Here is a 23,458-nt window from a genome sequence, read left to right on the forward strand (position 1 = left end):
TTCTTTATCCCCAGGCCGCCGAGCCCTCAGCGGTCTTGTAAAAAAAGAGCCATCAGCGCATCTGGATAGAAAAGTTGGGCTGATTGCCCTCGGCCGGCGCATCGTCGAACCAGCGCGCCGTCACCGTCTTGGTCTCGGTATAGAAGCGCACCGCCTGCTTGCCATAGGCATGCAGATCGCCGAAGAAGCTGCCGCGCCAACCGGTGAAGGAGAAGAACGGCAACGGCACCGGAATCGGCACGTTGATACCGACCTGACCGACCGCGATCTCGTTCTGGAAGCGCCGCGCCGCGCCGCCGGAGCGCGTGAAGATGGAGGTGCCGTTGCCATAGGGATTGTTGTTGATCAGCTCGATGGCCTCGGACAGATCCGCCGCCTCCATGCAGCACAGCACCGGCCCGAAGATTTCCTCGCGATAGAGCACCATCTCCGGCGTCACCTTGGAGAACAGACACGGCCCCAGCCAGTTGCCATCGGGATAGCCCGCCACCGAGACGCCGCGACCATCCAGCAGCAGCTCGGCACCTTCCTGCTCGCCCTGCTGGATCCAGCCGGTCACGCGCTCCAGCGCCTGCGGCGAGATCAGCGGCCCGTAGCTGGCGCCCTTGTCATCCCAGGCGCCCGGGCGCACCTCGGCCAGCGCATCGCGTACCCGCTCGATCAAGGCCTTCGAATCACCGACGAAGACCGCCACCGAGATCGCCATGCAACGCTGACCCGCCGCGCCGACGCTGGCACCGACCAGCGCGTTGACGACCTGGTCCGCAGGAGCATCCGGCATGATCACCATGTGATTCTTGGCCCCGGCGAAGCACTGGGCGCGCTTGAGGTTGTCCGTGGCGGTGCGATAGATGTGCTGCCCCACCGGCACCGAGCCGACGAAGCTGACGGTGCGCGGAATCTCGTGGGCGAGCAGATGATTGACCTGATCGCGCCCGCCCTGCACCACGGTCAGGATGCCCTCGGGGGCACCCGCTTCCATGAACAGCTCCGCCAGCCGCAGCGTGGTCAGCGGCACCTGCTCGGAAGGCTTGAGCACGAAGGCATTGCCACAGGCGATGGACAGCGGGAACATCCACAGCGGTATCATGGCGGGGAAGTTGAATGGCGTGATGCCCAGGCAGACACCCAGCGACTGGGTCACGGAATAGCTGTCGATGCCGGTGGCGACGTTCTCCACCGTCTCACCCATCAGCAGGCTGGGAATGTTGGCGGCGTGTTCGACCACCTCGATACCGCGCCACACATCGCCCTTGGCGTCCTCGAAGGTCTTGCCCAGCTCGTGGGAGATGATCTCGGCCAGCTCGTCATGATGCTGCTTGAGCAGATGCTGATAGCTGAGCATCAGACGGGCGCGCGTCGGCACCGGCGTGTTGCGCCAGCACTGGAAGGCCTGCTCGGCGTGGGCCAGCGCTTCATCCAGCACACTCAGCGGCGACAGGGGCACGCGGGCGATCTCGGCGTTGGTGGCCGGGTTGGTGACGCCCAGGTGCTGATCGGCGCGACTTTCGACAAACTGACCATTGATCAGCTGTGGCAGCACCAGCGGCGCGCTGTCACCGGCGACCACGGCGCGCAGGCGTGACAGCAGATCCAGTGAACCGCCAGAGGGCGCGGCAGTAGAGGGCGTGAGAGACGTCGAAGACATGGCGTGGCATTCCTGTGGCTGTTGTTATTGGGAGGAAGACAGTGTGTCAACAGAGCCGAAGTCATCAGGCAGATCCATTTCGCAGAACCAGACCGTTGGCAGAAAACGGCAAGCCGAGACTGTGATCTGATTCAACCTAGCATCTGCTTGGTTGGCTGCAAATACTATTACCCTTTACGTTAACGTAAACAATGCTAGTCTGTAGAAAATTCACGGCCAGACGCCGCTGGCACCCACTGCGCCAAGGAGCATTCCCCTCTCCTCGGCGCGCACAGCATCCGGAGCGGCAGTGCCCATGACAGATACGATGATGACCCCAAGTCCTGACCCAAAATCCCGGACAACGCCTGATGGCGCAATGAACAACGATGCCGGTGTGGAGTCCCTGCTGAGCACCACCAGCACCAGCGACGCCATCCGTCCGACCCAGCGCACCTGGAGCATCGGCGAGCTGGCACGGCATTTCGACGTGACCACGCGCACCATCCGCTTCTACGAGCAGGAAGGTCTGCTGCACCCGGAGCGACGCGGTCAGACGCGCGTCTATCGCGACAAGGACCGCGTGCGTCTCAAGCTGACCCTGCGTGGCAAGCGACTGGGCTTCTCGCTGGCCGAGATTCGTGAAGTGGTCGACCTCTACGACGCCGCCGACGGCGGTGGCGAGAAGCAGCTCACCCGTCTGCTTGGCATCCTGAGCGAAAAGCGTGAGGGCCTTGAGCGACAGCTGCGCGATCTCACCGCCATGCAGCGCGAGCTGGATGACGTCGAGACACGTGCCCGCGAAGCCCTCGCCCGCCTGGCGGGCGAAAACGAGAGCTGATTGGCGTCAACAACACCAGAACCCACTCGCGCCAAGCAGCTATACAACTGCCGGCTACACAAGTGACAGCGACTAGACTGACTGTAGATAACTGTCTGTCGAAAACTGACCAGCGCCTCGCGAGCGCGGGCGACAGCAGACTGCCGGAGAGCAGCGCGTCGCCCGCTGACCTCACGACAAGACGACAGCACGACCAGACGACAAAAACGAAAAGAACGAAAGGAACAACAACACTGCGTCACCGCCTCCCTGAGGCGGCTCCCCCTGACAAGCCTTGCCACACCAACAACAACCAAGGACACAGGAAAGCACCATGTCACAGGACGCCATCGCCACACGCCAGCCTGCCAGCGAAATGGCACATGCAAGCCAGTCAGCCAGCTATCTCAGCGCCACCTCCGACACGCCACTGATGGGAGAAACCATCGGTGATTGCCTTGACCGCATCTGCGCGCGCTGGCCCGAGCGCGATGCTCTGATCAGCCGCCATCAGGGACTGCGCTACACCTGGGCCGAACTGCACGCCGAGGTCGAACGCGTGGCGCGCGGCCTGCTGGCAATGGGCATCGAGCGTGGCGACCGCGTCGGCATCTGGGCACCCAATCGTGCCGAATGGACGCTGATCCAGTACGCCACCGCCAAGATCGGCGTAGTGCTGGTCAATCTCAACCCGAGCTATCGCGGCCATGAGCTGGCCTACGCCCTCAAGCAATCCGGCGCGGCGACGCTGATCTTCCAGTCTCGCTTCAAGGCGTCCGACTATGTGGCGATCCTCGAGGAGCTGTTCCCCGAGGCCAAGGAGGCCCGCGGCCGTGATGGCATTCACGATGGCGCGCTGCCGGACCTCAGGCGCCTGATCTGCTTCGAGGCCGAAGATGCCCTGCCCGGCATGCTCAACTGGCAGGATGTGCTCAGCGGTGCCGACAGCGTCTCGCGGGAAACACTCAGCGAGCTGCAGGCCAGCCTGACCTTCGATGACCCGATCAACATCCAGTACACCTCCGGCACGACCGGCGCGCCCAAGGGCGCGACCCTCTCGCACCACAACATCCTCAACAACGGCTTCTTCGTCGCCGAGCGCATGAATCTCAGCGAGCACGACAAGCTGGTGATGCCGGTGCCGCTCTATCACTGCTTCGGCATGGTGATGGGCAATCTGGGCTGCCTGACCCACGGCGCCGCCATCGTCTATCCGGAAGCGGGCTTCGATCCGCTGGCCACCCTGCAGGCGGTCAGCGAGGAAGGCGCCACCGCGATGTTCGGCGTGCCGACGATGTTCATCGCCGAACTCGAACACCCGCGCTTCGCCGAATTCGACCTCACCAGCCTGCGCACCGGCACCATGGCCGGCTCCATCTGCCCCATCGAGGTGATGCGCCAGGTCATCGAACGCATGCACATGCGCGAGGTCACCATCGCCTACGGCATGACCGAGACCAGCCCGGTCAGCCTGCAGACCACGCGCGAGGCGCCGCTGGACAAGCGTGTCTCCACTGTCGGCACCCTGCACCCGCATCTGGAGATCAAGATCATCGACCCTGACAGCGGGCGCGTGGTGCCAGTCGGCGAGAAGGGCGAGCTGTGCACGCGGGGTTACAGCGTGATGCTGGGCTACTGGAACAATCCGGAGGCCACCGCCAAGACCATCGATGCCGGCCGCTGGATGCATACCGGCGACCTCGCTACGCTGGATGAAGACGGCTACGTGACGATCGTGGGACGTATCAAGGACATGATCATCCGCGGTGGCGAGAACATCTATCCGCGCGAGATCGAGGACTTCCTCTACACCCACCCTGCGGTGTCGGACGTGCAGGTGATCGGCGTGCCCGATGAGCGGTATGGCGAGGAAGTGATGGCGTGGGTCAAGCTCAAGGAAGGCGAGCAGCTGGATGCCGAAGGCCTCAAGGCGTTCTGCCAGGGACGTATCGCTCACTTCAAGGTGCCGCGCTACATCAAGTTCGTGGAGGAATTCCCGATGACCGTGACCGGCAAGATCCAGAAGTTCAAGATGCGCGAGGCCGCGACACAAGAACTGGGGCTGGCCAGGTGAGCACGTCACGTGAGGAGGAAGATGACGCCCCCGCCACACGCCACCTGAGCAGCGCCCGTCAGCAGGTAGCCCACTATGCGGCGAGCCACCATCATGCGGCCCTCGACGAGGCGCTCGAGACGCTGATCGATGCCCACCCGAGCGGCGAACTACCGATCATGGCACTGGCCGGGCTGGACCAACTGCATCTGGGTGGCGTGACGGGCACCCGCCAGCTGCTGGCGCTCGCCAGGCTGGAACCCCAGTCGCGGGGACTTTCGATGCTCGAACTCGGCGCCGGCCTTGGCGGGCTGGCGCGCCATATTGCCAGCCAGTCGCGTGACACCGGCGCCAATCACCGCATCACCACGCTGGATCTCTCGAGCAGTCTCTGCGAGCTGGCAATCGCCCTCAACCGGGCCACCGGACTGCGCGAGTCGATTCGCGTGCTGGAGGGCGACGCCTGCTACCCCGAGCTGCATCCGGCCCTGTCGGGCCGCCGTTTTGATCGCCTCTTCAGCCAGCACCTGCTGGTGCATCTGAGCGACAAGGTCAGCACGCTCACGCAGTGGCATGACTGTCTTGAGCAGGATGGCTATCTCCTGCTGCACGAGCCGGTGCTCAGCGTGCAGGCGCAGGCCTTTGGCGAGCGCCCTGCCTTGCCATTGCCATGGGCACTGTCACCGCGCGGCGACCAGCTGGCCAGCTGCGAGGAGCTGCATGAGGCGATGGCCAGCAGTGGCTTCGAGGTCGATGCCCATGTCGAGCTGACCGATCAGGTGCTGAGCTGGCAGGCGCGCCGCATGCGCGAGAGCACCAGCGAGCAGCCCAGCACCTACCGCGATGACGCGCCTGCGCCCTCGCCGGCCATGCTGGCCGCCCGCGGCCTGACGCCGGAACTGGTGTTCGGCCCGGCCTTTTCCCTGATGCAACGCAACCTGATGCTGGCCCTGGAAGCCGGCTGGCTGGAGGTTCACCTGTGGCGCCTGCGCAAGCGCCCTGCCAGGCAGTGAGGGGCGCGATGAATCAGCAGAACTCACCGCAGGGACACGGCGAGGAAAAAATTAGGAAACAGCGCTCGCAAATGACTGGCATCCGCCTGCCTCAACCGTTATTCTTGCCAGTACAGTCCCGTTCGGGGGATAAGCCGTTCGTTACCCGTCAGCATGTGAGGGTAATGTGCCCGACATGATGACCGCATTGCTTCGTGTTTCATCGATACCCACGAGTCAGTGCAACGTTTCCCGATGCTCGCGCAACGTTTCTCCGGGAATCTGTTCATCAAGGGCGTGATCTGATCAATCACTCCCAACAGCATCAAAGATTCCCTCACGGGAAAACCGAAAGGGCCTCCACTTGGAGGCCCTTTTTTTGTCTGCGCACATAGATCCAGTCACTCAGGCCTGCACGCTCTGATCTGCACTTTCTGGTCTGCACGTTCAGATCTAGACGCTCTGGCCTGCAGGCGCCGAGCGGAAAGCTCCGCTGCGGCGCCTCACGACTGCCAGCCGGCCAGCACCTCGAGGTGATCACGACGCGCCTGCCCCGGTGTCACGGCCGCCAGTCGCACCCGGGCGCCCGGCACACATTGCCCGAGCTGTGCGCAGGCCAGTGGCGTCAGCGCGCCAAGGCGCGGGTAGCCGCCGATGGTCTGGCGGTCATTGAGCAATATGATGGGCTGGCCATCGGCCGGCACCTGCACGGCGCCCAGCGGAATGCCCTCGGACACCATGCCGGCACCGTCACGCTCCAGTCGCGGGCCGGTCAGGCGCACCCCCATGCGGTCGGCGCGTCCATCCACCGCCCATTCGCTGTTGAAGGCGCGATAGAGGCTGTCGCCACTGAACTCGGCGATCTGCGCCCCCACGACCAGCGGCAATTCAAGCGCCTCGCCCTCCTTGGGGGTCAGCGACTGCTGCCATGCCTGTGCCGACGCCGGCAGCTCGCGCAGCGACAGCTCATTGCTGGCAGCCGTCAGCACATCACCACTGGCCAGGACTCGCCCTTCGCCATCCAGCCCGCCGAGGCCGTCGCGCACCGTGCTGGCGGCGCTGCCCAGCACCGGAGCGACATCCAGGCCCCCGGGGAAGGCCAGATAGGCGCGCAGCCCGGCGACGGGACGCTCGAACTTGAGCAGCTGTCCACTGGCCACCTCGAAGGCCTGACCCGGCGCGAGCGGCTCGCCGTCGAGGGTCGCGGCCAGGTCCGCGCCGCACAGCGCGAGGGTGCCGGCCTGCTCGACCTTGAACAGCAAGCCGCCGCCCATGGTGATCTCGAGCCCCGGGGCATCATGGGCGTTGCCCAGCAGCCAGTTGGCCCAGCCCAGTGACACCCAGTCAGCCGCCCCGCCCTGGGTCACGCCCAGGTGACGCACGCCCAGACGGCCAGCGTCCTGCACCAGCGCCAGGGCACCGCTACGTTCGACGCGCAGCGTCGTCTTCGTCTTCACGTCGCTCATGCGCGTTCCTCCAGCGGGGTGACATCGCCGCCCAGGCGAACGAATTCCTCTCGGCTCACGGAGACAAAGCGCACGCGATCACCGGGCATGAAACGACTGGACGGTTCACCGGCCTCGTTGCGCCCGAACAGGGTGATGGGCGTGCGGCCCAGAATGTTCCAGCCACCGGGTGAGCGGGACGGGTAGATGGCGGCCTGGCGGTCGGCGATACCGACGCTGCCGGGGGCGATCTTCTGGCGCGGCGTCTTGAGGCGCGGCGTAGTCAGCGCCTCTTCCAGCACGCCCATGAAGGCGAAACCGGGCGCGAAGCCAAGGGCGAACACGCAGTAGTCATGCGCCCCGTGACGCTCGATCAGCGCCTCGATGCTGATGCCCAGCCGCGCGGCAATCGGTGCAAGCTCCGGCCCGACACTGTCGTCATACCAGACGGGCACTTCATGCAGCTGGCCCTGCTGGCCACTGGCCGGCGCAAGATCCGCCAGCGTGGCCTGAATGCGGGCACGCGCCTCGCCTTCTTCCAGCGCAGCCACATCGTAGTGCAGCAGCAGCGTGGTGTAGGACGGCACCAGATCGACCAGCGCCGCGCCGAAGGCCTCACGCAGCGCACTGTCGGCGGCCAGCACCCAGGCCATGTTGGATTCCTCGATGCGATCGAACAGCCGAATGATCAGCGAGTCCATGCCGACGGTCTCGAGGCGCAGTTGCGGTGACGTGCCACGGCCGTGGCTGTCAGCCCCCGCCATCAGGCACCCGCCAACGTATCGAAAGCTTCACGAATGGCGCGCACCGCGGCCACGGACTCGGCGTTGTCACCGTGCACGCACAGCGTATCGGCGGACAGCACCAGATCACCGCCGCTGCTGTCGGTCAGTGCTTCACCACGCGCCAGCGTCACGGACTGGGCGATGATCACCTCGCTGTCGTGATGCACGGCACCCGGCTCACGACGCGACACCAGATGGCCACGCGAGTCGTAGGCGCGGTCGGCGAAGGCCTCGAACCACAGCGTGATGCCCATCTCGTCGGCCAGCGCCTGCATCGGTGCGGGGTTGGCGGTCGCCATCACCATCAGCGGCAGGCTGGCGTCATAACGCACCACGGCCTGCATGACAGCGCGCAGCAGCGTCGGATCGGCGGCCATGTCGTTGTAGAGCGCACCATGTGGCTTCACATACTGGACGCGAGTGCCCTCGGCGCGACAGATGCCATCGAGCGCGCCGATCTGATAGAGCAGCATGTCCTCGACTTCGGCAGGCGAACACGCCATGGAGCGGCGGCCGAACCCTTGCAGGTCCGGATAGGCCGGGTGCGCGCCGATGCGCACGTCATGCTGGACCGCCAGGCGCACGGTGCGGCGCATGATGGTGGGGTCGGAGGCGTGGAAGCCACAGGCGATATTGGCGCAGTCGACGAAGGGCATGACCTCTTCATCCAGACCGATCTTCCAGTTGCCGAAGCTTTCGCCCATATCGCAGTTGAGCAGGGGCAGAGAGGGAGCAGAGCGGGACATAGCGGAACCTCACAGGTCAGATCTTGTGTGTTGTTATGCCTCCACTCTATGTAAGGGGCCGCCTTGGTATCCAATCGTATTTTATGATTCGTCATATCGGTGAAATCTTTCATCATCTTGCGCCATGAAAGCACCGGCCGTGTATCGCTTGCCCGACAGAGCGCGTCATGCTTCTGTCTTGGGCGAGCCGAGCGGTGGCTGCAGGGCCTGTCACCCCGCCCACCGCTTGTCTGAAGTCATTCCTTGCTCAGCCCCCCAACAACAACAGGAGTTTCACCATGGCCGTCAGCGACCCGTTTCACCTCGCCATTCAGGTCCGCGATATCGCCGAGGCACGCCGCTTCTACGGCGAGTTTCTGGGCTGCCCCGAGGGGCGTTCGTCCGACAGCTGGGTCGATTTCGACCTCTATGGCCATCAGTTCGTCTGTCACCTGAATCCGGCGCTGGCCGACCCGGCAAGCGCCGTCGCTCAGCACCGCAACCCGGTCGATGGCCATGGCGTGCCGGTGCCGCACTTCGGCGTGGTACTGGAGATGGACGCCTGGCAGACTCTGGCGGACCGCCTCATCGCCGAGGGTGTCACCTTCGAGATCGAGCCCCATATCCGCTTCAAGGGCGAACCCGGCGAACAGGCGACGATGTTCTTCCTCGACCCCACCGGCAATGCGCTGGAATTCAAGGCCTTCAAGGACCGCGAGAGCCAGCTGTTTCGCAAATGACGCAAGCGACCCGCGCCAGCGAGTGAGCCCGCGCCCGGCCTGACGCAGACCATGCCCCGTGATGAAAGCTGACGCCCCGCGCCGCATGCGGCAAGATGGGCGGTCTCAACGATTCATCACGGGGCATCTGCCATGTTCGACTTCAAGGAACTCGAGGCCTTCGTCTGGGTGGTCCGGCTTGGCTCGTTCCGCAAGGGCGCGACCAAGCTTCACCTGACCCAGCCCTCCATCTCGGACCGCATCAACCGCCTGGAAGCCACCGTCGGCGAATCCCTGCTGGAACGCGCCACCCGCCCCATCCAACCCACCTTGCGCGGACGAGAGTTCTTCGCCCATGCCGAGCGCCTGCTCAGTGGTCGCGATGAAGCCATGCGCCTGTTTCAGGATGAAGGTGCCTTCTCCGGCACCCTGCGCCTGGGCGTGATCGAGACCATCGCCAACAGCTGGTTTCCCGCCTTCATGCGCCAGCTGGCCGAACGCTATCCCAAGCTGACGCTGGAAATGACCGTCGATATCTCGCCCTCCCTGCATCAGCGTCTGGCCGACAATGATCTCGACATGCTGTTCGCGATGGACAGCGCCGCCATGGGGCCCTACGCCACCCAGACCCCGCTGTGCACCTTCGAGATGGGCATGTTCGCCTCACCGACTCTCGCCGAGCAGCTGGCCGAGGATGACGAGCGCTTCGCCTCCACGCCATTCATCTCCTTCAGCAAGCAGGCGCGCCCCTATACCGAGCTGGTCAGCTATCTATCGGACCAGGGCATCACTCAGCCCAAGGTGCACTGCACCAGCACCCTGATGACCATCCTGCGCATGAGCAGCGAAGGGCTCGGCATCGGCGTACTGCCGGTCGCCACGGTGGAGGATGTCATCAGCCACGGCGAACTGGTGCGCCTGCCACTCACGACCCCGCTGCCTCCGATGATCTATGAAGCCATCTGGCGCAATGCCAACTATCCCGATTTCTGTGCCAGCGTGGCTCGCCTCGGCCGCCAATGTGCCGAGACCTACTCGCAGCAACACGCGCATTCCAATCCCTGATCAGACTGCCCGTCATGCGCTGAGTCAGGGTTGATCGCGCACCGCTCCGCATCAGGCCAGCATCAGACCAAGGTCTAACAATATCGCCAAAGGCTTTCATGCGACGACACGATGAAAGATTTCATCGATACTGCGCATCAGAATTAACGATTGGACGGGATGGCCCGTCGCTTGAAGAATGAAATCGTCTGCCGACAACATTCAATAATAATGAGGAACAAGACATGCGTAAGCCCAACGATTCCCTCACTCGCAAGACCCCGTCAGTCAAGTCCTTCGCCTGGCTGGCGACAGTGGGTGCCCTGGCCTTCAGTGGCTCGGCACTCGCGGCACAGTGGAACCTCGCCACTCCGTATGGCGATGCCAGCTTCCACACCAAGAACACCAAGCAGTTCGCCGAGGACGTCACCGAGGCTACCGATGGCGAGCTGACCGTGACCGTGCACAGCGGCGGTTCCCTGATCTCCCACGGCGAGATCAAGCCTTCCGTGCGTCGCGGCACCGTCCAGGCCGGTGAGATCTTCCTGTCGATTCTCTCCAACGAATCGCCGGTCTACGAGCTGGACACCCTGCCGGGCGTCGCCTCCAGCTACGAAGAAGCCTTCGCCCTCTGGCAGGCCTCCAAGCCGGACATCACCGCGCTGTTCGCCAAGGAAGGTCTGATGCCGCTGTACGCGGTCGCCTGGCCGGCCCAGGGTATCTACACCGACTTCGACCTGACCGACGTCTCCCAGCTCAAGGGCCTGCGTATCCGCGCGCCCAACATCAACACCCAGCGTTTCGTCGAGAACGTCGGCGGCAAGCCCACCGAGACCGAAGAAGCCGACATCCCCACCGCCTTCAGCACCGGTCGTGTCGACGCGATGATCACCTCCAGCTCCACCGGCAAGTCCATGTCGGCCTGGGATTACGTCAAGCACTACAATGACGCCAAGCTGTGGCTGCCGAAGAACATCGTCTTCGTCAACAAGCGTGCCTTCGATCGCCTCGACGAGAGCACCCAGCAAGCCGTGCTCGATGCCGCCAAGGCCGCCGAGACCCGCGGCTGGGAAGCCAGCAAGGCCGATGCCGCCGAGAGCGCCAAGGTGCTGACCGAGTATGGCTTCACCATCACAGAGCCTGACGCCAAGCTGGCCGAAGACCTGAAGGCCGCCGGTGACAAGCTGTTCCAGGACTGGAAGTCGCGTGCCGGTGAAGAAGGCCAGCAGCTGCTCGAGCGCTACCGCGCAGACCTGGATGCCTGAGATGAGCTCACAAGCCTGACTGCCCGGCCCTGAACGCTGGTCACGTGGCTGAGCGCATCAACCGCGCACTGCCTGAGCAACGTCTGAGCATTGCCTGAGCGCTGCAGATGTCCTGACTGACCCCAGCTGCAGCGTTGCTATCCCGCCACGCGATACGCCACTCGAGACTCCGACACCTGCCGTCCGCCGGCAGGTGACCCACGGACAAGCCTGTGCGCAGCATCGCGTGGCCACCCTCACCTTCCCTGTGAGCGCCCGTCATGACCTATTTCTTCGACAGACTCTATCGCCTCGGTGCGTGGGGTGCGGCGGCCTGCATGCTGCTGATCTGCACCCTCGTCAGCCTGCAAGTCTTCCTGCGCCTGATCGACGCCATCATGGTGATGTTCGGTGCCGAGCGTCTCGGCTTCGAGATCTCCGGCGTGTCGGAAATGGCTGCCTTCCTGCTGGTCGGCGCCACCTTCCTGAGCCTCGCCTACACCTTCACGCATCACGCCCATATCCGCGTGACGCTGGTCATCAACCGCCTGCCGGCCGCCGTGCGCGTATGGATCGAAAGCCTCGCGCTGCTGATCGCACTCGGCCTGAGCGTGTTGATCACACATGAACTGGTACTGCTGGTCGGCGAGAGCCTCGAGTACCACGACATCTCCTCCGGCCTGCTGGCGCTGCCGCTGTGGATTCCGCAGAGCGTGCTGGTCGCCGGTACCGGCCTGCTGTGCCTGGCGATTCTCGAGACCCTGATCGCCACGCTGCGCACCGCCTTCACCGCGCCCTCAAGCTACGTGGCGCCCGAGCCCGAAGACGGAGCCGAATGACATGCTGACACTCATCCTCGTCACTCTACTGGCTCTCGCCTTGCTGCTCGGCAGCGGCGTGTGGGTCGCCTTCTCGCTGATCGGCACCGGCTGGATCGTGCTGACCTTCTTCTCCACCTTCGAGACCGGCCCGATCCTGGCCTCCGACTTCTGGGGTGCCAGCTACGGCTGGGACCTGACCGCCCTGCCGATGTTCGTGTGGATGGGCGAGATCCTGTTCCGCTCCGGTCTCGCCGACAACATGTTCCGCGCGCTGGCACCGTGGCTCAATCGCCTGCCGGGCCGCCTGCTGCACTCCAACATCATCGGCAGCGGTCTGTTCGCCGCCGTGTGCGGCTCCTCCGCCGCCACCTGTGCCACCGTCGGCAAGATGACCCTGCCGGAGCTTGAGCGCCGCGGCTACGACAGCAATCTGGCCATCGGCACCCTCGCCAGCGCCTCGACCCTCGGTCTGCTGATTCCGCCGTCGATCATGATGATCGTCTACGGCGTGGTCACCGAGCAGTCCATCTCGCGCCTGTTCATCGCCGGTGTCCTGCCGGGCATGCTGCTGCTGGCCCTGTTCATGGGCTATCTGGCGATCTGGTCGAAGGTCGTCGGTGAGCCGCAGGGCCGCGCCGGCCATGACGAGCCGCACATGGGCTTCATGGCCAAGCTGCGCAACAGCGCCCAGCTGATTCCGCTGCTGGCACTCATCGGCGGCATCCTCGGCAGCATCTACGGTGGCCTGGCGTCACCCACCGAAGCGGCCGCGGTCGGCGTGGTACTGTCGCTGATCATCGCGCGCCTCAACGGCCACATGACCGCCGCCACCTTCAAGGAATCGCTGTTCGCGGCGCTGCGTACCTCATGCATGATCGCCTTCATCATCGCCGGTGCCTCCTTCCTGTCCTCGGCGATGAGCTTCACCCAGATTCCGATGCAGCTGGCCGAAGGCATCGCCACACTGGGTCTGTCGCCGACCATGCTGCTGGTGGTGCTGACGCTGTTCCTGCTGATCCTGGGCTGCTTCCTCGACGGCATCTCGCTGATCCTGCTGGTGACCTCCATCATCATGCCGGTCATCGAAGCCGCCGGTTTCGACCTGATCTGGTTCGGTATCTACCTGATCATCGTGGTCGAGATGTCGCAGATCACCCCACCGGTTGGCTTCAACCTGTTCGTGATCCAGAGCCTGACCGGCAAGGACATCATCACCATCACCAAGGCGACGCTGCCGTTCTTCCTGCTGATGATCTTCTCCATCGTGCTGATGCACGTCTTCCCGGAGATCGTGCTCTATCTGCCGCAGGCCATGAACAACTGATCATCTGACCCCCGATGCCATGGATGGCAGCTGGTAGCGCTTCCAGACTCAGGAACCGCAGCTGTCGGCACCTCTATCGGTCGCCCCTTGTCTCAAGGGCGCCGAGCGTCACGGCAGACATACGGTGACGTGCTTGCAGACCTCCCCTCGGGGAGGTCTTTTTTATGTCGCCTGTCCAGCGCTCGCCGCTCGCAAAGCACTGCGACTAAAAGCATCGCGACTCAAAGCAACGCGACGGAAAGCACCGTCCTCGCACACATAGCCCCACACAGCTCAGCTCGGTACACAAACACGCACACAAAAAAGCCGCCCCTTCCTTGCCGTGAGGCAGAAAGGGGCGGCTTTTTCGTCAACCGACAGGCGAGGCTAGATCAGGACAGATGATCCGCCGGTGCGCTGGCCGGGGTGTCGATCATCGCGTGACCCTTGCCACCACCGCCACCGCCGCCGTGACCACCATGGCCGTGGCCATGACCGAACAGACCACAACCACTCAGGGCCAGAGTCGCCGCGACCAGTGCAATCGGAAACAGGTTTTTGATACGCATGAGTCTCTCCTTCAAGGGGGTAGAGGCTGCTGCAAGGCCGAGCCATCCAGGACGGCACGACGCTGTCTGCAAGCCCTTACGTTCCCCTTCACATTACTCTGATCGACGACCAACGTTAAACCTTCGCAGCAGGCTTCCTTTTTTACTGCACGCCTTGTACAGGAGTTGCGACATGATTGTCGTGTAATGTACTACGCCGTTTTTTCCAGCTCAGCGCGACTTCAGCCCGCGCATATGCGCCGGTATCACCAGGCGCTCGAACAGCTCGAACAGCAGCTCGGCACAGATGGCCAGCAATGCCGCGGGAATCGCCCCGTAGAGCACCAGATCATAGTCATTGAGCGAAAGCCCGGTGACGATGGGCTCGCCCAGCCCGCCGGCGCCGATGAAGGCCGCCAGCGTCGCGGTACCGATATTGATGATGGCGGCGGTCTTGATGCCAGTGAGCAGGTTTGGCGTCGCCAGCGGCAGGATGACGTGACGCAACTGCTCGCGACGCGTCAGGCCCATGCCGCGTGCCACCTTGACCAGCAACGGGTCCACCGTCAGCAGCGCGGTGATGGCCGCGCGGATGATCGGCAGCAAGGAGTAGACGAACAGCGCGATCACCGCCGGTACCACCCCGATCCCGAACAGCGGAATCATCAGCGCCAGCAGCGCGATGGAAGGGACGGTCTGCAGCAGGCCGGTGACATAGAGCACCACCCGCGAGACCTTCGGATTGCGATAGACAAGCAAGGACAGCGGCAGGCCGACCAGACAGGCCAACAGCAATGCGGATAGCGTCAACTGCAGGTGCTCGATCAGATTGGTACCCAGCTTGTCCCACTTGGCGCCACTGACTTCACGCTGCTCGGTGGTGATGCCCTGCTCCTGAATGAAGCGGCTGGCGACCTGAGCGAAGGTCTTCTCGTCCGTGGAAACCTCGGCATTCAGCGCCTGCATGCTGTCTTCATCGAGACTCCCCGCCAGCTGGTTGAGCGCCGCAACGGCTTTCTCCGGCAAGGCGGCATTCACGAAGGGCACCGCCAGATACTCGGGGAAGTAGCCCTTGTCATCTTCCAGCAGCACGAAATCGAAGCGCTTGATGTCGCCCTCGGTGGAATAGGCATCGGTGCCATCTATCTTGCCCTCACGCAGCGCCTGATAGGCGATACCGTGCTCGATACCCCGTGGCACCTGGGAAAGGCCGTACTCCTTGGCCAACCCCGGCCAACCATCCGAACGCTTGATGAACTCATGTGACATCGCCAATGACAGGTCCGGGTGTGCCGCGAGATCACCGATGGTGCTGATGCCCAGCGATTCGGCCTGATCGCGGCGCATGCTGACGGCATAGGTATTGTTGAAGCCCAGCGGCTCGAGTACGCGCAGGCCCTGCTCGCGACTCAGCTCATCAAGCTTCTCGAGCGAAGGCACATCATCCAGCTTGAGAATGGCGTGGGCCAGGGTGCCGGTGTATTCGGGATAGACATCCAGCTCGCCTTCCGCCAGCCCCTGATAGGTGATGATGGTCTGCCCCAGTCCCAAACGGCGCTCGACCGTGAAGCCGGCGTCCTCCAGCACCTGCGCGAATATCTCGCCCAGCAGATGGCCTTCGCGGTCCGCCTTGGAGCCGACCACGATCGGCTTGTCCTCTGGCCATGCCACGGCTTCCTCTTCCGCGCTGACAAGCGGGCTGCTCACCAGTGCTCCCAGACTCGCAAGCGCCAGGCCGGCAACCATCAGCGCGCCAGAAAGCCCGCGGCGCGAGCGTTGCAGGACGGGAGTCGTCATCAGCGTCTTCATGCGCGTGCCTCCAGCAGTCGGGCCACGCGCTCATCCGCTGGCGACGTGGTGATGGTGTCGGGGCTGGCGGCCTGCAGTATCACGCCGGGCGCCATCACCACCATGTGATCGGACAGGCTCAGTGCCTCATTCATGTCATGGGTCACCATCACCACGCTGCGCGGCTCCTCCTGCTGCATGCGCTGGAACTGGGCATGCACCTCAATGCGCGTGATCGGGTCGACGGCCGAGAAGGCCTCATCGAGCAGCAACAACGGTGGCTCCAGCATCATGGCGCGACACAGGCCGACGCGCTGGGCCTGACCGCCGGAAATCTCGTGGGGATAGCGCGTCAGCAGCGCCATGTCGAGATCCATCATCTGGAACAGTCGCGCGATGCGCGCCTTGACGCGCTCGGCGCTCCAGCCTTCGCGGTCAGCGAGAATGGCGACGTTGTCGCGCACGCTGAGATGGGGAAAGAGACCGATCTGCTGGACGGCATAGCCGATGCGTCGACGCATGGCTGGCAGGTTGGCGTAATCGACGGCGGCGCCGAATACCTTGACCTCGCCTTCATCCGGGCGGATCAGGCCGTTGATCAGCTGCAGCAGGGTCGATTTGCCACAGCCGCTGGCACCGACCAGGGCGGTGATACGGTCACGCGGCAGTTCAAGATCAATGCCTTCAAACAGGCGCTGACCGGCAAAGCCCTTGTGCAGGCCGCTGAAGCGGACTGCCGGGGCGGTGTCATCACTCATCGAGTAGGTCCTTCTAGGCAGGTGAGCATGAGTCTGGAATGGCGGAAAGCGCTGGCGAGTCAGCGCACTTGCACACTGGAGCGTGCCGGTGACACCAGGCAGGCGACGGGGATGCTCCCCACTGACGCCCTCACGACTTCCTCAATCAACAGTGACTACAGCGTCTCAGCTTATCAAGTCACCCCGGCGATGCCGGAGCAAATTCGTTCCTGAGCTGACTTCTCTCAATGACCTTGTCGACCTGACTTCACATAACTCAGCTCCTCTACCTGACACTCCCCTCTCGAGTCTCCCTGCTGACCTTCTGCCGCAAGCCCTGCGACCTTGGTCAAAGCACCTCACAATGACCTTTACGTTAACGTCAACTTTGACCTAGAGTAATTTCCATCACACGCCAAGGCGGCCCATGTCGGGCGGACTTGACAAGCCCTTCGCGACAGATCGTTTGCGACAGATCGTTTGCGACAGACCGTTTGCGACAGACCGTTTGCGACAGACCGTTCACCATCAGGTCATCACAGCCCCTGGCGGGCCTTGCTCATCGCGCCTAACCGTCTACAGGATGCCAGATCATGCACAGCCTCTATTCACCGCTGGATTTCGGACTCGACGAGACACATACCCTGCTGCGTGAGCAGGTCAACGCCTTTGCCCGCGACGAGATCGCGCCGCGCGCCGCCGAGATCGATGCCAGCAATGCCTTCCCCGATGACCTGTGGCAGAAGTTCGGCGACATGGGCCTGCTCGGCATCACCGTGCCCGACGAGGACGGCGGCAGCGGCATGGGCTATCTGGCGCACTGCATCGCGATGGAAGAGATCTCGCGTGCCAGTGCCTCGGTGGCGCTCTCCTACGGCGCGCATTCCAACCTGTGCGTGAACCAGATCAAGCTCAACGGCACTGCCGAGCAGAAGGCACGCTATCTGCCCAAGCTGATGAGTGGCGAGCATGTCGGCGCGCTGGCGATGTCCGAACCCGGCGCCGGCTCTGACGTGGTCTCGATGCAGCTCAAGGCCGAGCTGCGCGGCGATCACTATGTGCTCAACGGCAACAAGATGTGGATCACCAACGGCCCGGATGCCCATACCCTGGTGGTCTACGCGAAGACCGACCCGGACGCCGGCTCCAAGGGCATCACCGCCTTCATCATCGAGCGCGACTTCCCCGGTTTCTCCACCGCCCAGAAGCTCGACAAGCTCGGCATGCGCGGCTCCAACACCTGCGAGCTGGTCTTCCAGGATTGCCAGGTGCCGGTGGAGAACGTGCTGGGTGAGGTCAATCGTGGCGTCAAGGTGCTGATGTCGGGGCTTGATTTCGAACGCACCGTGCTGGCCGCCGGCCCCATCGGCATCATGCAGGCCTGCATGGATATCGTGGTGCCCTACCTGCATGAGCGCCGCCAGTTCGGCCAGGCCATCGGTGAATTCCAGCTGGTGCAGGGCAAGGTCGCCGACATGTACACCACCCTCAATGCCTGTCGCGCCTATCTGTATGCGGTCGCCAATGCCTGTGATCGCGGCCAGACCTCACGCAAGGACGCCGCGGGCGTGATTCTCTACTGCGCCGAGAAGGCCACCCAGATGGCGCTGGATGCCATCCAGCTGCTCGGCGGCAACGGCTACATCAACGAGTACGCCACCGGACGGCTGCTGCGAGACGCCAAGCTGTACGAGATTGGCGCCGGCACCAGCGAGATTCGCCGCATGCTGATCGGGCGTGAACTGTTCAACGAGAGCGCCTGACACCTCTCTTCATCCCCTACTCTTTTCGTATCCCTTCGCCGCTGGAGCTTGCTCGATGGCCATACTGACCTCCCTGATCAATCCGCGCAGTGACCAGTTCCGCGCCAATGAAGCGGCGATGCAGGCCGAGGTCGATCGCCTGCACCAGCTGCTGGAGACCGTCGCGGCCGGCGGCGGTGACAAGGCGCGAGAGCGTCACGAGTCGCGCGGCAAGCTGTTCGTGCGCGAACGCATCGACCACCTGATCGATGAAGGCTCGCCCTTCCTCGAACTCTCTGCGCTGGCGGCCCATGACGTCTATGACAGCCCCGTCCCCGGCGCAGGCCTGGTCACCGGCATCGGCCGCGTCAGCGGCGTGGAGTGCGTCATCGTCGCCAACGACGCCACCGTCAAGGGTGGCACCTACTTCCCGATGACGGCCAAGAAGCATCTGCGCGCCCAGGAGATCGCCCGCAAGCATCGCCTGCCGTGTCTCTATCTGGTCGATTCCGGCGGCGCGCACCTGCCCCACCAGGACGAGGTCTTCCCGGACCGCGACCACTTCGGCCGCATCTTCTACAACCAGGCCACGCTGTCTGCCGAAGGTATCCCGCAGATCGCCGTGGTGATGGGCTCGTGCACCGCCGGCGGCGCCTATGTGCCGGCGATGGCGGACGAATCCATCATCGTGCGCGAGCAAGGCACCATCTTCCTGGCGGGGCCGCCGCTGGTGAAGGCCGCCACCGGTGAGGACATCAGCGCCGAAGCCCTCGGCGGTGCCGAGGTGCACTGCAGGATCAGCGGCGTGGCCGACCATCTGGCCGACAACGACGCCCATGCCCTGCAGCTGGCTCGCCGCGCCGTGTCGCGCCTCAACTGGCAACGCAAGGGCCAGCTCGCGCTGCGCGAATCGCGTCCGCCACGCCTGGACCCGCAGGAGCTCTACGGCATCGTCGGCACGGATCTCAAGAAACCCTACGACGTGCGCGAAGTGATCGGCCGACTGGTGGATGACTCGGACTTCGACGAGTTCAAGCGCGAGTACGGCGAGACGCTGGTCACCGGCTTCGCGCATCTGCATGGCCATCCGGTCGGCATCCTCGCCAACAATGGCGTGCTGTTCTCGGAAAGCGCCCTCAAGGGCGCACACTTCATCGAGCTGTGCACCCAGCGCCGAATTCCGCTGATCTTCCTGCAGAACATCACCGGCTTCATGGTCGGCTCGCGTTACGAGCACGAAGGCATCGCCAAGCACGGCGCCAAACTGGTGGCGGCGGTGGCCTGCGCCAGGGTACCCAAGTTCACGGTGCTGATCGGTGGCAGTTTCGGCGCGGGCAACTACGGCATGTGCGGGCGCGCCTATGACCCCAACCTGCTGTTCATGTGGCCCAACTCACGCATCTCGGTGATGGGCGGCGAGCAGGCCGCCAACGTGCTGGCACAGGTCAAGCGCGACCAGCATGCCCGCGAGGGGCGCGAGTGGCCCGCCGAGGAAGAAGAGGCCTTCAAGGCGCCGGTACGCGAGCAGTACGAGCGTCAGGGCCATCCGACCTACGCCAGTGCGCGCCTGTGGGATGACGGCGTGATCGACCCGCTGCAGACCCGCGACATCCTGGGGCTGTCACTGGCCGCGGCCATGAATGCCGAGATCGAGGACAGTCGCTTCGGTGTGCTTCGCATGTAACCCGTCAAGCGCTACAACGATGATTGTGACCTGCACCGAACACAAGTAGTCATCTTGAAGCTAACAGAATGGAAGAAAGCACGATGACAGAGCCTCGCAAATCGAGTCGCCTCGAGATAGATCGACACGGCGTCGCCCGCCTCACCCTGCTGCGCCCCGAGGTGCACAACGCCTTCGATGATCTGCTGATTGCGGAGCTGAATCAGCATCTGGAGAACCTGCACATCAAGGCGAGTCGCGACGAGGTGCGTGTGGTGGTGCTGGCCTCCGAGGGCAAGAGCTTCTCGGCCGGCGCCGACCTCAAGTGGATGCAGCGCATGGTCGAGTATTCGCTGGAGGATAACCTCGCCGACTCACGCGAGCTTGCGCGCCTGATGCAGCTGCTCGATGAGCTGCCCTGCCCCAGCGTGTGTCGTGTCCAGGGCGCCACCTTCGGCGGTGCCGTCGGTCTGGCGGCCTGCTGCGACATCGTGATTGCCGCCGAGCGGGCGCGCTTCTGTCTCTCCGAAGTGCGCATCGGGCTGGCACCGGCTGCCATCAGTCCCTACGTGCAGCGCGCCATCGGCTCACGCCAGATGCGCCGTTATGCGCTCAGCGCCGAGGTGATCGACAGTGTTACCGCGCAGCGCATCGGCCTGGTCCACGAGACCTGCCTCGATGAGCTGCTGGAGGCGCGCGTCACGGAGATGGTGCAGACCCTGCTGGCCACCTCGCCTGCCGCCAGCCGCGCCACCAAGGCACTGCTCAGCGAGGTCGCTCAGGCCCCAGCCAGCGCCGCGACCCGTGAACGCTGCTGCGAGGTGATCAGCCAGCTGCGCGTCAGCGAACAGGGCCAGGCCGGTCTGGCCGCCTTCTTCGCCGGCACGCCGGCGCCCTGGGTGCCGACCGAGAACCAAACAACCGAGACGCCCAAGTCCTCGTGATCACCAGAGGCCTGAAGCCGCTGGCGGCATATCGACGCTCTCGGCACTGGTCATCACTCTCGGCCATCCACCTCGGCCATGCCTGCCGGATTTTTTCTCAAGAGCTTTTCTCTTCCTGATTTCCCTAGCCACCTTCGCCACAGGACGCTTGCCATGAACGCCAACCGCGAGACAGACCAGCCCCTCCCCGCCGGTTGCGGCGAGATCCGCAAGCTGCTGGTCGCCAACCGGGGTGAGATCGCCGTACGCGTGATGCGCACCGCTCGCGCGATGGGCATCCAGACAGTGGCGGTCTACTCCGATGCCGACGCCGATGCCCTGCATGTGCGCGAGGCCGACGAGGCCGTGCGTCTCGGCCCCGCCAGCGCCCGCGAAAGCTATCTGGACATCGACAAGGTGATCGCTGCCGCACGCAAAAGTGGTGCCGATGCCGTGCATCCCGGTTATGGCTTCCTGTCCGAGAACGCCGCCTTCGTCAGCGCGCTGGCCGAGGCCGGCATCATCTTCGTCGGCCCGCCCCAGAGCGCGATCGCCGACATGGGCGACAAGTCCGCCGCCAAGATGCGCATGCAGGCGGCCAATGTGCCGCTGGTACCTGGCTACCACGGCGATGACCAGCAGGATGCGCTGTTGCAGGCCGAAGCGGACCGCATGGGCTATCCGGTGCTGATCAAGGCCTGCGCCGGCGGGGGCGGCAAGGGCATGCGCGTAGTCGAGAGCGCGGGGGAATTTTCAGCGGCGCTGGCCAGCTGTCGTCGTGAATCCCGCGCCGCCTTCGGTGACGAGCGCATGCTGATCGAGAAATACCTGACCCAGCCACGCCACGTCGAAGTCCAGGTGTTCTGTGACAGCTACGGCAGCGGTGTCTATCTGTTCGAGCGCGATTGCAGTGTCCAGCGTCGCCACCAGAAGGTGCTGGAAGAGGCGCCCGCGCCGGGACTGACGCCGTCGCTGCGCCGTGAGATGGGCGAGGCCGCCGTGCGGGCAGCGCGCGAGATCGGCTATGTCGGTGCCGGCACCATCGAGTTTCTGCTCGACGCGCCGCAACCGGGCAGCGAAAGCCACGGCGCCTTCTACTTCATGGAGATGAACACCCGCCTGCAGGTCGAGCACCCGGTGACCGAGATGATCACCGGCGAAGACCTCGTCGAATGGCAACTGCGCATCGCACGCGGTGAGCGCCTGCCGCGCCAGCAGGATGAGCTGACGTTGAGCGGCCACAGCTTCGAGGCGCGCCTCTACGCCGAAGACCCGGACAACGACTTCCTGCCCGCTACCGGTGTGCTGGAACGCTTCCGGCTGGATCTGGCGGGTGGCGAACTGACCGCACAACAGGTACGCATGGACAGCGGCGTCGCCGAGGGCGATGAAGTCTCGATGCATTACGACCCGATGCTGGCCAAGCTGATCAGCTACGGTCCGACTCGTGAACAGGCCCTCGAGACACTGTTGCGCGCGTTGGCGGCGCTGGAAGTGCGCGGCGTCACCACCAACCGTGCCTTCCTGTCCCGCCTGGCCGGTCATGCTGACTTCCGCGCCGCCGAGCTGGATACCCGCTTCATCGAACGTCATCACGACAGCCTGTTCCCAACGGCGACGCTGGATCACGATAGCCTCGCGGCCAGTGCCTTGCTGGCGCTGTCGCGCCTGAATGAGCAAGCCAGCCACGCAACACATTCGCGCTCCACATCACATCCGAGCCAAGCGCCCTGCGCCAGCCCGTGGGAGCGCCGCGATGGCTGGCGCAATGGCCTGCCATATCAGGTGCGCCTGGCGCTGTATCTGCCCGCTGACGCCGACGCCGATGAGCGCAGCGACAAGGTGGCGCATATCATCGCGCGCCGCCCGGTAACGCATGCCTCCCTGGCGAATACGCACACCTCAAATACGTCATCGATGAGCGATTCGCACGGCGACTGGCAGATTGAAGTGACCACTCACTGCGGAGATAAAAGACAGACCACAAGTCATCTTGGGCGACTCACTCGCCTTGAAGGCAACGCCATCGCCGTGACGCTGGATGGCTATCGTCGTCGCTTCCAGGCCAGTCACGCGCCGGCGCGCGGCGGTGAAGTGCTGGTGCTGTCGTCAGCGCAGCACAGCCAGTCCGGCAGCACTCCACAGGGGGAATCACGCCTGCTGTGGCGGCGCGCCGATGCCGTGGACCACGCGCGCCACGAGACCCAGGCGACCCTGAATGCGCCGATGAATGGCACCGTAGTCGCGCAGCTGGTCGCGCCGGGCAGCCATGTCCCGCAGGGCACGCCCTTGATGGTGATGGAGGCGATGAAGATGGAGCACACCCTCAATGCCCCCGCCGATGGCGAGGTCGCACAGTTCCACTTCTCGGCCGGTGACAGCGTGGTCCAGGGCGATGTGCTGCTCGAGTTCAAGGCCGAGCAGACCTCGGCGGACAAGGTCGAGTCGAGCAAGGACGAGACGAACAAGGAGTAAGTCA

Annotated in this window: 19 protein-coding genes; 12 read left to right on the top strand and 7 right to left on the bottom strand. The window is 64.1% G+C overall.

Annotated elements, in window-relative coordinates:
• Positions 1 to 52 precede the first annotated feature (52 nt).
• A complete protein-coding gene (locus F8A90_RS12620) occupies positions 53 to 1,648 on the bottom strand; it encodes a CoA-acylating methylmalonate-semialdehyde dehydrogenase (protein WP_200017366.1) in 1,596 nt (531 codons plus the stop codon).
• Positions 1,649 to 2,006: 358 nt separating this feature from the next.
• Between F8A90_RS12620 and F8A90_RS12625 the strand changes: the two genes are divergently transcribed.
• The 3 genes from F8A90_RS12625 (at position 2,007) to F8A90_RS12635 (ending at position 5,513) form a co-directional block, all read left to right on the top strand.
• Positions 2,007 to 2,468, top strand: a complete 462-nt coding sequence (locus F8A90_RS12625; RefSeq protein WP_200017367.1) for a MerR family transcriptional regulator — start codon at positions 2,007 to 2,009, stop codon at positions 2,466 to 2,468.
• 355 nt (positions 2,469 to 2,823) lie between these two features.
• Positions 2,824 to 4,521, top strand: a complete 1,698-nt coding sequence (locus tag F8A90_RS12630; protein ID WP_200020023.1) for an AMP-binding protein — start codon at positions 2,824 to 2,826, stop codon at positions 4,519 to 4,521.
• On the top strand, positions 4,518 to 5,513 hold the full coding sequence (locus F8A90_RS12635; protein WP_200017368.1) for an SAM-dependent methyltransferase: 996 nt from the start codon (positions 4,518 to 4,520) through the stop codon (positions 5,511 to 5,513). The genes F8A90_RS12630 and F8A90_RS12635 overlap by 4 nt, the downstream gene beginning before the upstream one ends.
• 482 nt (positions 5,514 to 5,995) lie before the next feature.
• On the opposite strand, the gene F8A90_RS12640 is transcribed toward F8A90_RS12635, so the two are convergent.
• From F8A90_RS12640 to F8A90_RS12650, 3 genes are read right to left on the bottom strand one after another with little or no spacing between them, the layout of a single operon-like run.
• Positions 5,996 to 6,958, bottom strand: a complete 963-nt coding sequence (locus F8A90_RS12640) for a biotin-dependent carboxyltransferase family protein (protein ID WP_200017369.1) — start codon at positions 6,956 to 6,958, stop codon at positions 5,996 to 5,998.
• Positions 6,955 to 7,701: a 5-oxoprolinase subunit B family protein gene (locus F8A90_RS12645; RefSeq protein WP_200017370.1), complete on the bottom strand. Its 747-nt coding sequence runs from the start codon at positions 7,699 to 7,701 to the stop codon at positions 6,955 to 6,957. Before F8A90_RS12645 ends, F8A90_RS12640 begins: the two co-directional genes overlap by 4 nt.
• Entirely contained in the window at positions 7,701 to 8,468 is a 768-nt protein-coding gene (locus F8A90_RS12650; RefSeq protein ID WP_166018767.1) for a 5-oxoprolinase subunit PxpA, read from the bottom strand. Before F8A90_RS12650 ends, F8A90_RS12645 begins: the two co-directional genes overlap by 1 nt.
• Before the next feature lie 278 nt (positions 8,469 to 8,746).
• Between F8A90_RS12650 and F8A90_RS12655 the strand changes: the two genes are divergently transcribed.
• The 5 genes from F8A90_RS12655 to F8A90_RS12675 all read left to right on the top strand — a co-directional run bounded on the left by F8A90_RS12655 (position 8,747) and on the right by F8A90_RS12675 (position 13,599).
• Positions 8,747 to 9,187: a VOC family protein gene (locus tag F8A90_RS12655; RefSeq protein WP_200017371.1), complete on the top strand. Its 441-nt coding sequence runs from the start codon at positions 8,747 to 8,749 to the stop codon at positions 9,185 to 9,187.
• Positions 9,188 to 9,319: 132 nt separating this feature from the next.
• The gene (locus tag F8A90_RS12660) at positions 9,320 to 10,231 is read left to right on the top strand and encodes a LysR family transcriptional regulator (RefSeq protein WP_166018768.1); all 912 of its coding nucleotides are present in this window, start codon (positions 9,320 to 9,322) and stop codon (positions 10,229 to 10,231) included.
• A 224-nt stretch (positions 10,232 to 10,455) separates the two neighbouring features.
• Positions 10,456 to 11,475, top strand: coding sequence for a TRAP transporter substrate-binding protein (locus F8A90_RS12665; protein ID WP_200017372.1), 1,020 nt, complete (start codon positions 10,456 to 10,458; stop codon positions 11,473 to 11,475).
• A 260-nt stretch (positions 11,476 to 11,735) separates the two neighbouring features.
• Entirely contained in the window at positions 11,736 to 12,293 is a 558-nt protein-coding gene (locus F8A90_RS12670; protein WP_043331335.1) for a TRAP transporter small permease, read from the top strand.
• Between the two features lies 1 nt (position 12,294).
• Positions 12,295 to 13,599 (top strand): TRAP transporter large permease, encoded by a 1,305-nt coding sequence (locus F8A90_RS12675; RefSeq protein WP_043331336.1) that lies wholly within the window; start codon positions 12,295 to 12,297, stop codon positions 13,597 to 13,599.
• Positions 13,600 to 13,970: 371 nt separating this feature from the next.
• Here F8A90_RS12675 and F8A90_RS12680 read toward each other — a convergent pair whose 3' ends face one another.
• The 3 genes from F8A90_RS12680 to F8A90_RS12690 form a co-directional block, all read right to left on the bottom strand.
• Positions 13,971 to 14,147 (bottom strand): hypothetical protein, encoded by a 177-nt coding sequence (locus F8A90_RS12680; RefSeq protein ID WP_166018771.1) that lies wholly within the window; start codon positions 14,145 to 14,147, stop codon positions 13,971 to 13,973.
• Positions 14,148 to 14,357: 210 nt separating this feature from the next.
• The gene (locus F8A90_RS12685) at positions 14,358 to 15,923 is read right to left on the bottom strand and encodes a glycine betaine ABC transporter substrate-binding protein (RefSeq protein WP_200017373.1); all 1,566 of its coding nucleotides are present in this window, start codon (positions 15,921 to 15,923) and stop codon (positions 14,358 to 14,360) included.
• An 8-nt stretch (positions 15,924 to 15,931) separates the two neighbouring features.
• Positions 15,932 to 16,672 (bottom strand): ATP-binding cassette domain-containing protein, encoded by a 741-nt coding sequence (locus tag F8A90_RS12690; RefSeq protein ID WP_200017374.1) that lies wholly within the window; start codon positions 16,670 to 16,672, stop codon positions 15,932 to 15,934.
• A gap of 572 nt (positions 16,673 to 17,244) precedes the next feature.
• On the opposite strand from F8A90_RS12690, the gene F8A90_RS12695 reads away from it, so the two are divergent.
• The 4 genes from F8A90_RS12695 (at position 17,245) to F8A90_RS12710 (ending at position 23,454) form a co-directional block, all read left to right on the top strand.
• Complete coding sequence (locus F8A90_RS12695) at positions 17,245 to 18,414, top strand: isovaleryl-CoA dehydrogenase (RefSeq protein ID WP_200017375.1); 1,170 nt, start codon at positions 17,245 to 17,247, stop codon at positions 18,412 to 18,414.
• 55 nt (positions 18,415 to 18,469) lie between these two features.
• On the top strand, positions 18,470 to 20,077 hold the full coding sequence (locus F8A90_RS12700; RefSeq protein ID WP_200017376.1) for a carboxyl transferase domain-containing protein: 1,608 nt from the start codon (positions 18,470 to 18,472) through the stop codon (positions 20,075 to 20,077).
• An 83-nt stretch (positions 20,078 to 20,160) separates the two neighbouring features.
• Positions 20,161 to 21,000, top strand: coding sequence for an enoyl-CoA hydratase-related protein (locus tag F8A90_RS12705; RefSeq protein WP_200017377.1), 840 nt, complete (start codon positions 20,161 to 20,163; stop codon positions 20,998 to 21,000).
• A 153-nt stretch (positions 21,001 to 21,153) separates the two neighbouring features.
• Positions 21,154 to 23,454 (top strand): acetyl/propionyl/methylcrotonyl-CoA carboxylase subunit alpha, encoded by a 2,301-nt coding sequence (locus F8A90_RS12710; RefSeq protein WP_200017378.1) that lies wholly within the window; start codon positions 21,154 to 21,156, stop codon positions 23,452 to 23,454.
• Positions 23,455 to 23,458: the final 4 nt, after the last annotated feature.

Source organism: Cobetia sp. cqz5-12, from assembly GCF_016495405.1.
Taxonomy (GTDB): Bacteria; Pseudomonadota; Gammaproteobacteria; order Pseudomonadales; family Halomonadaceae; genus Cobetia.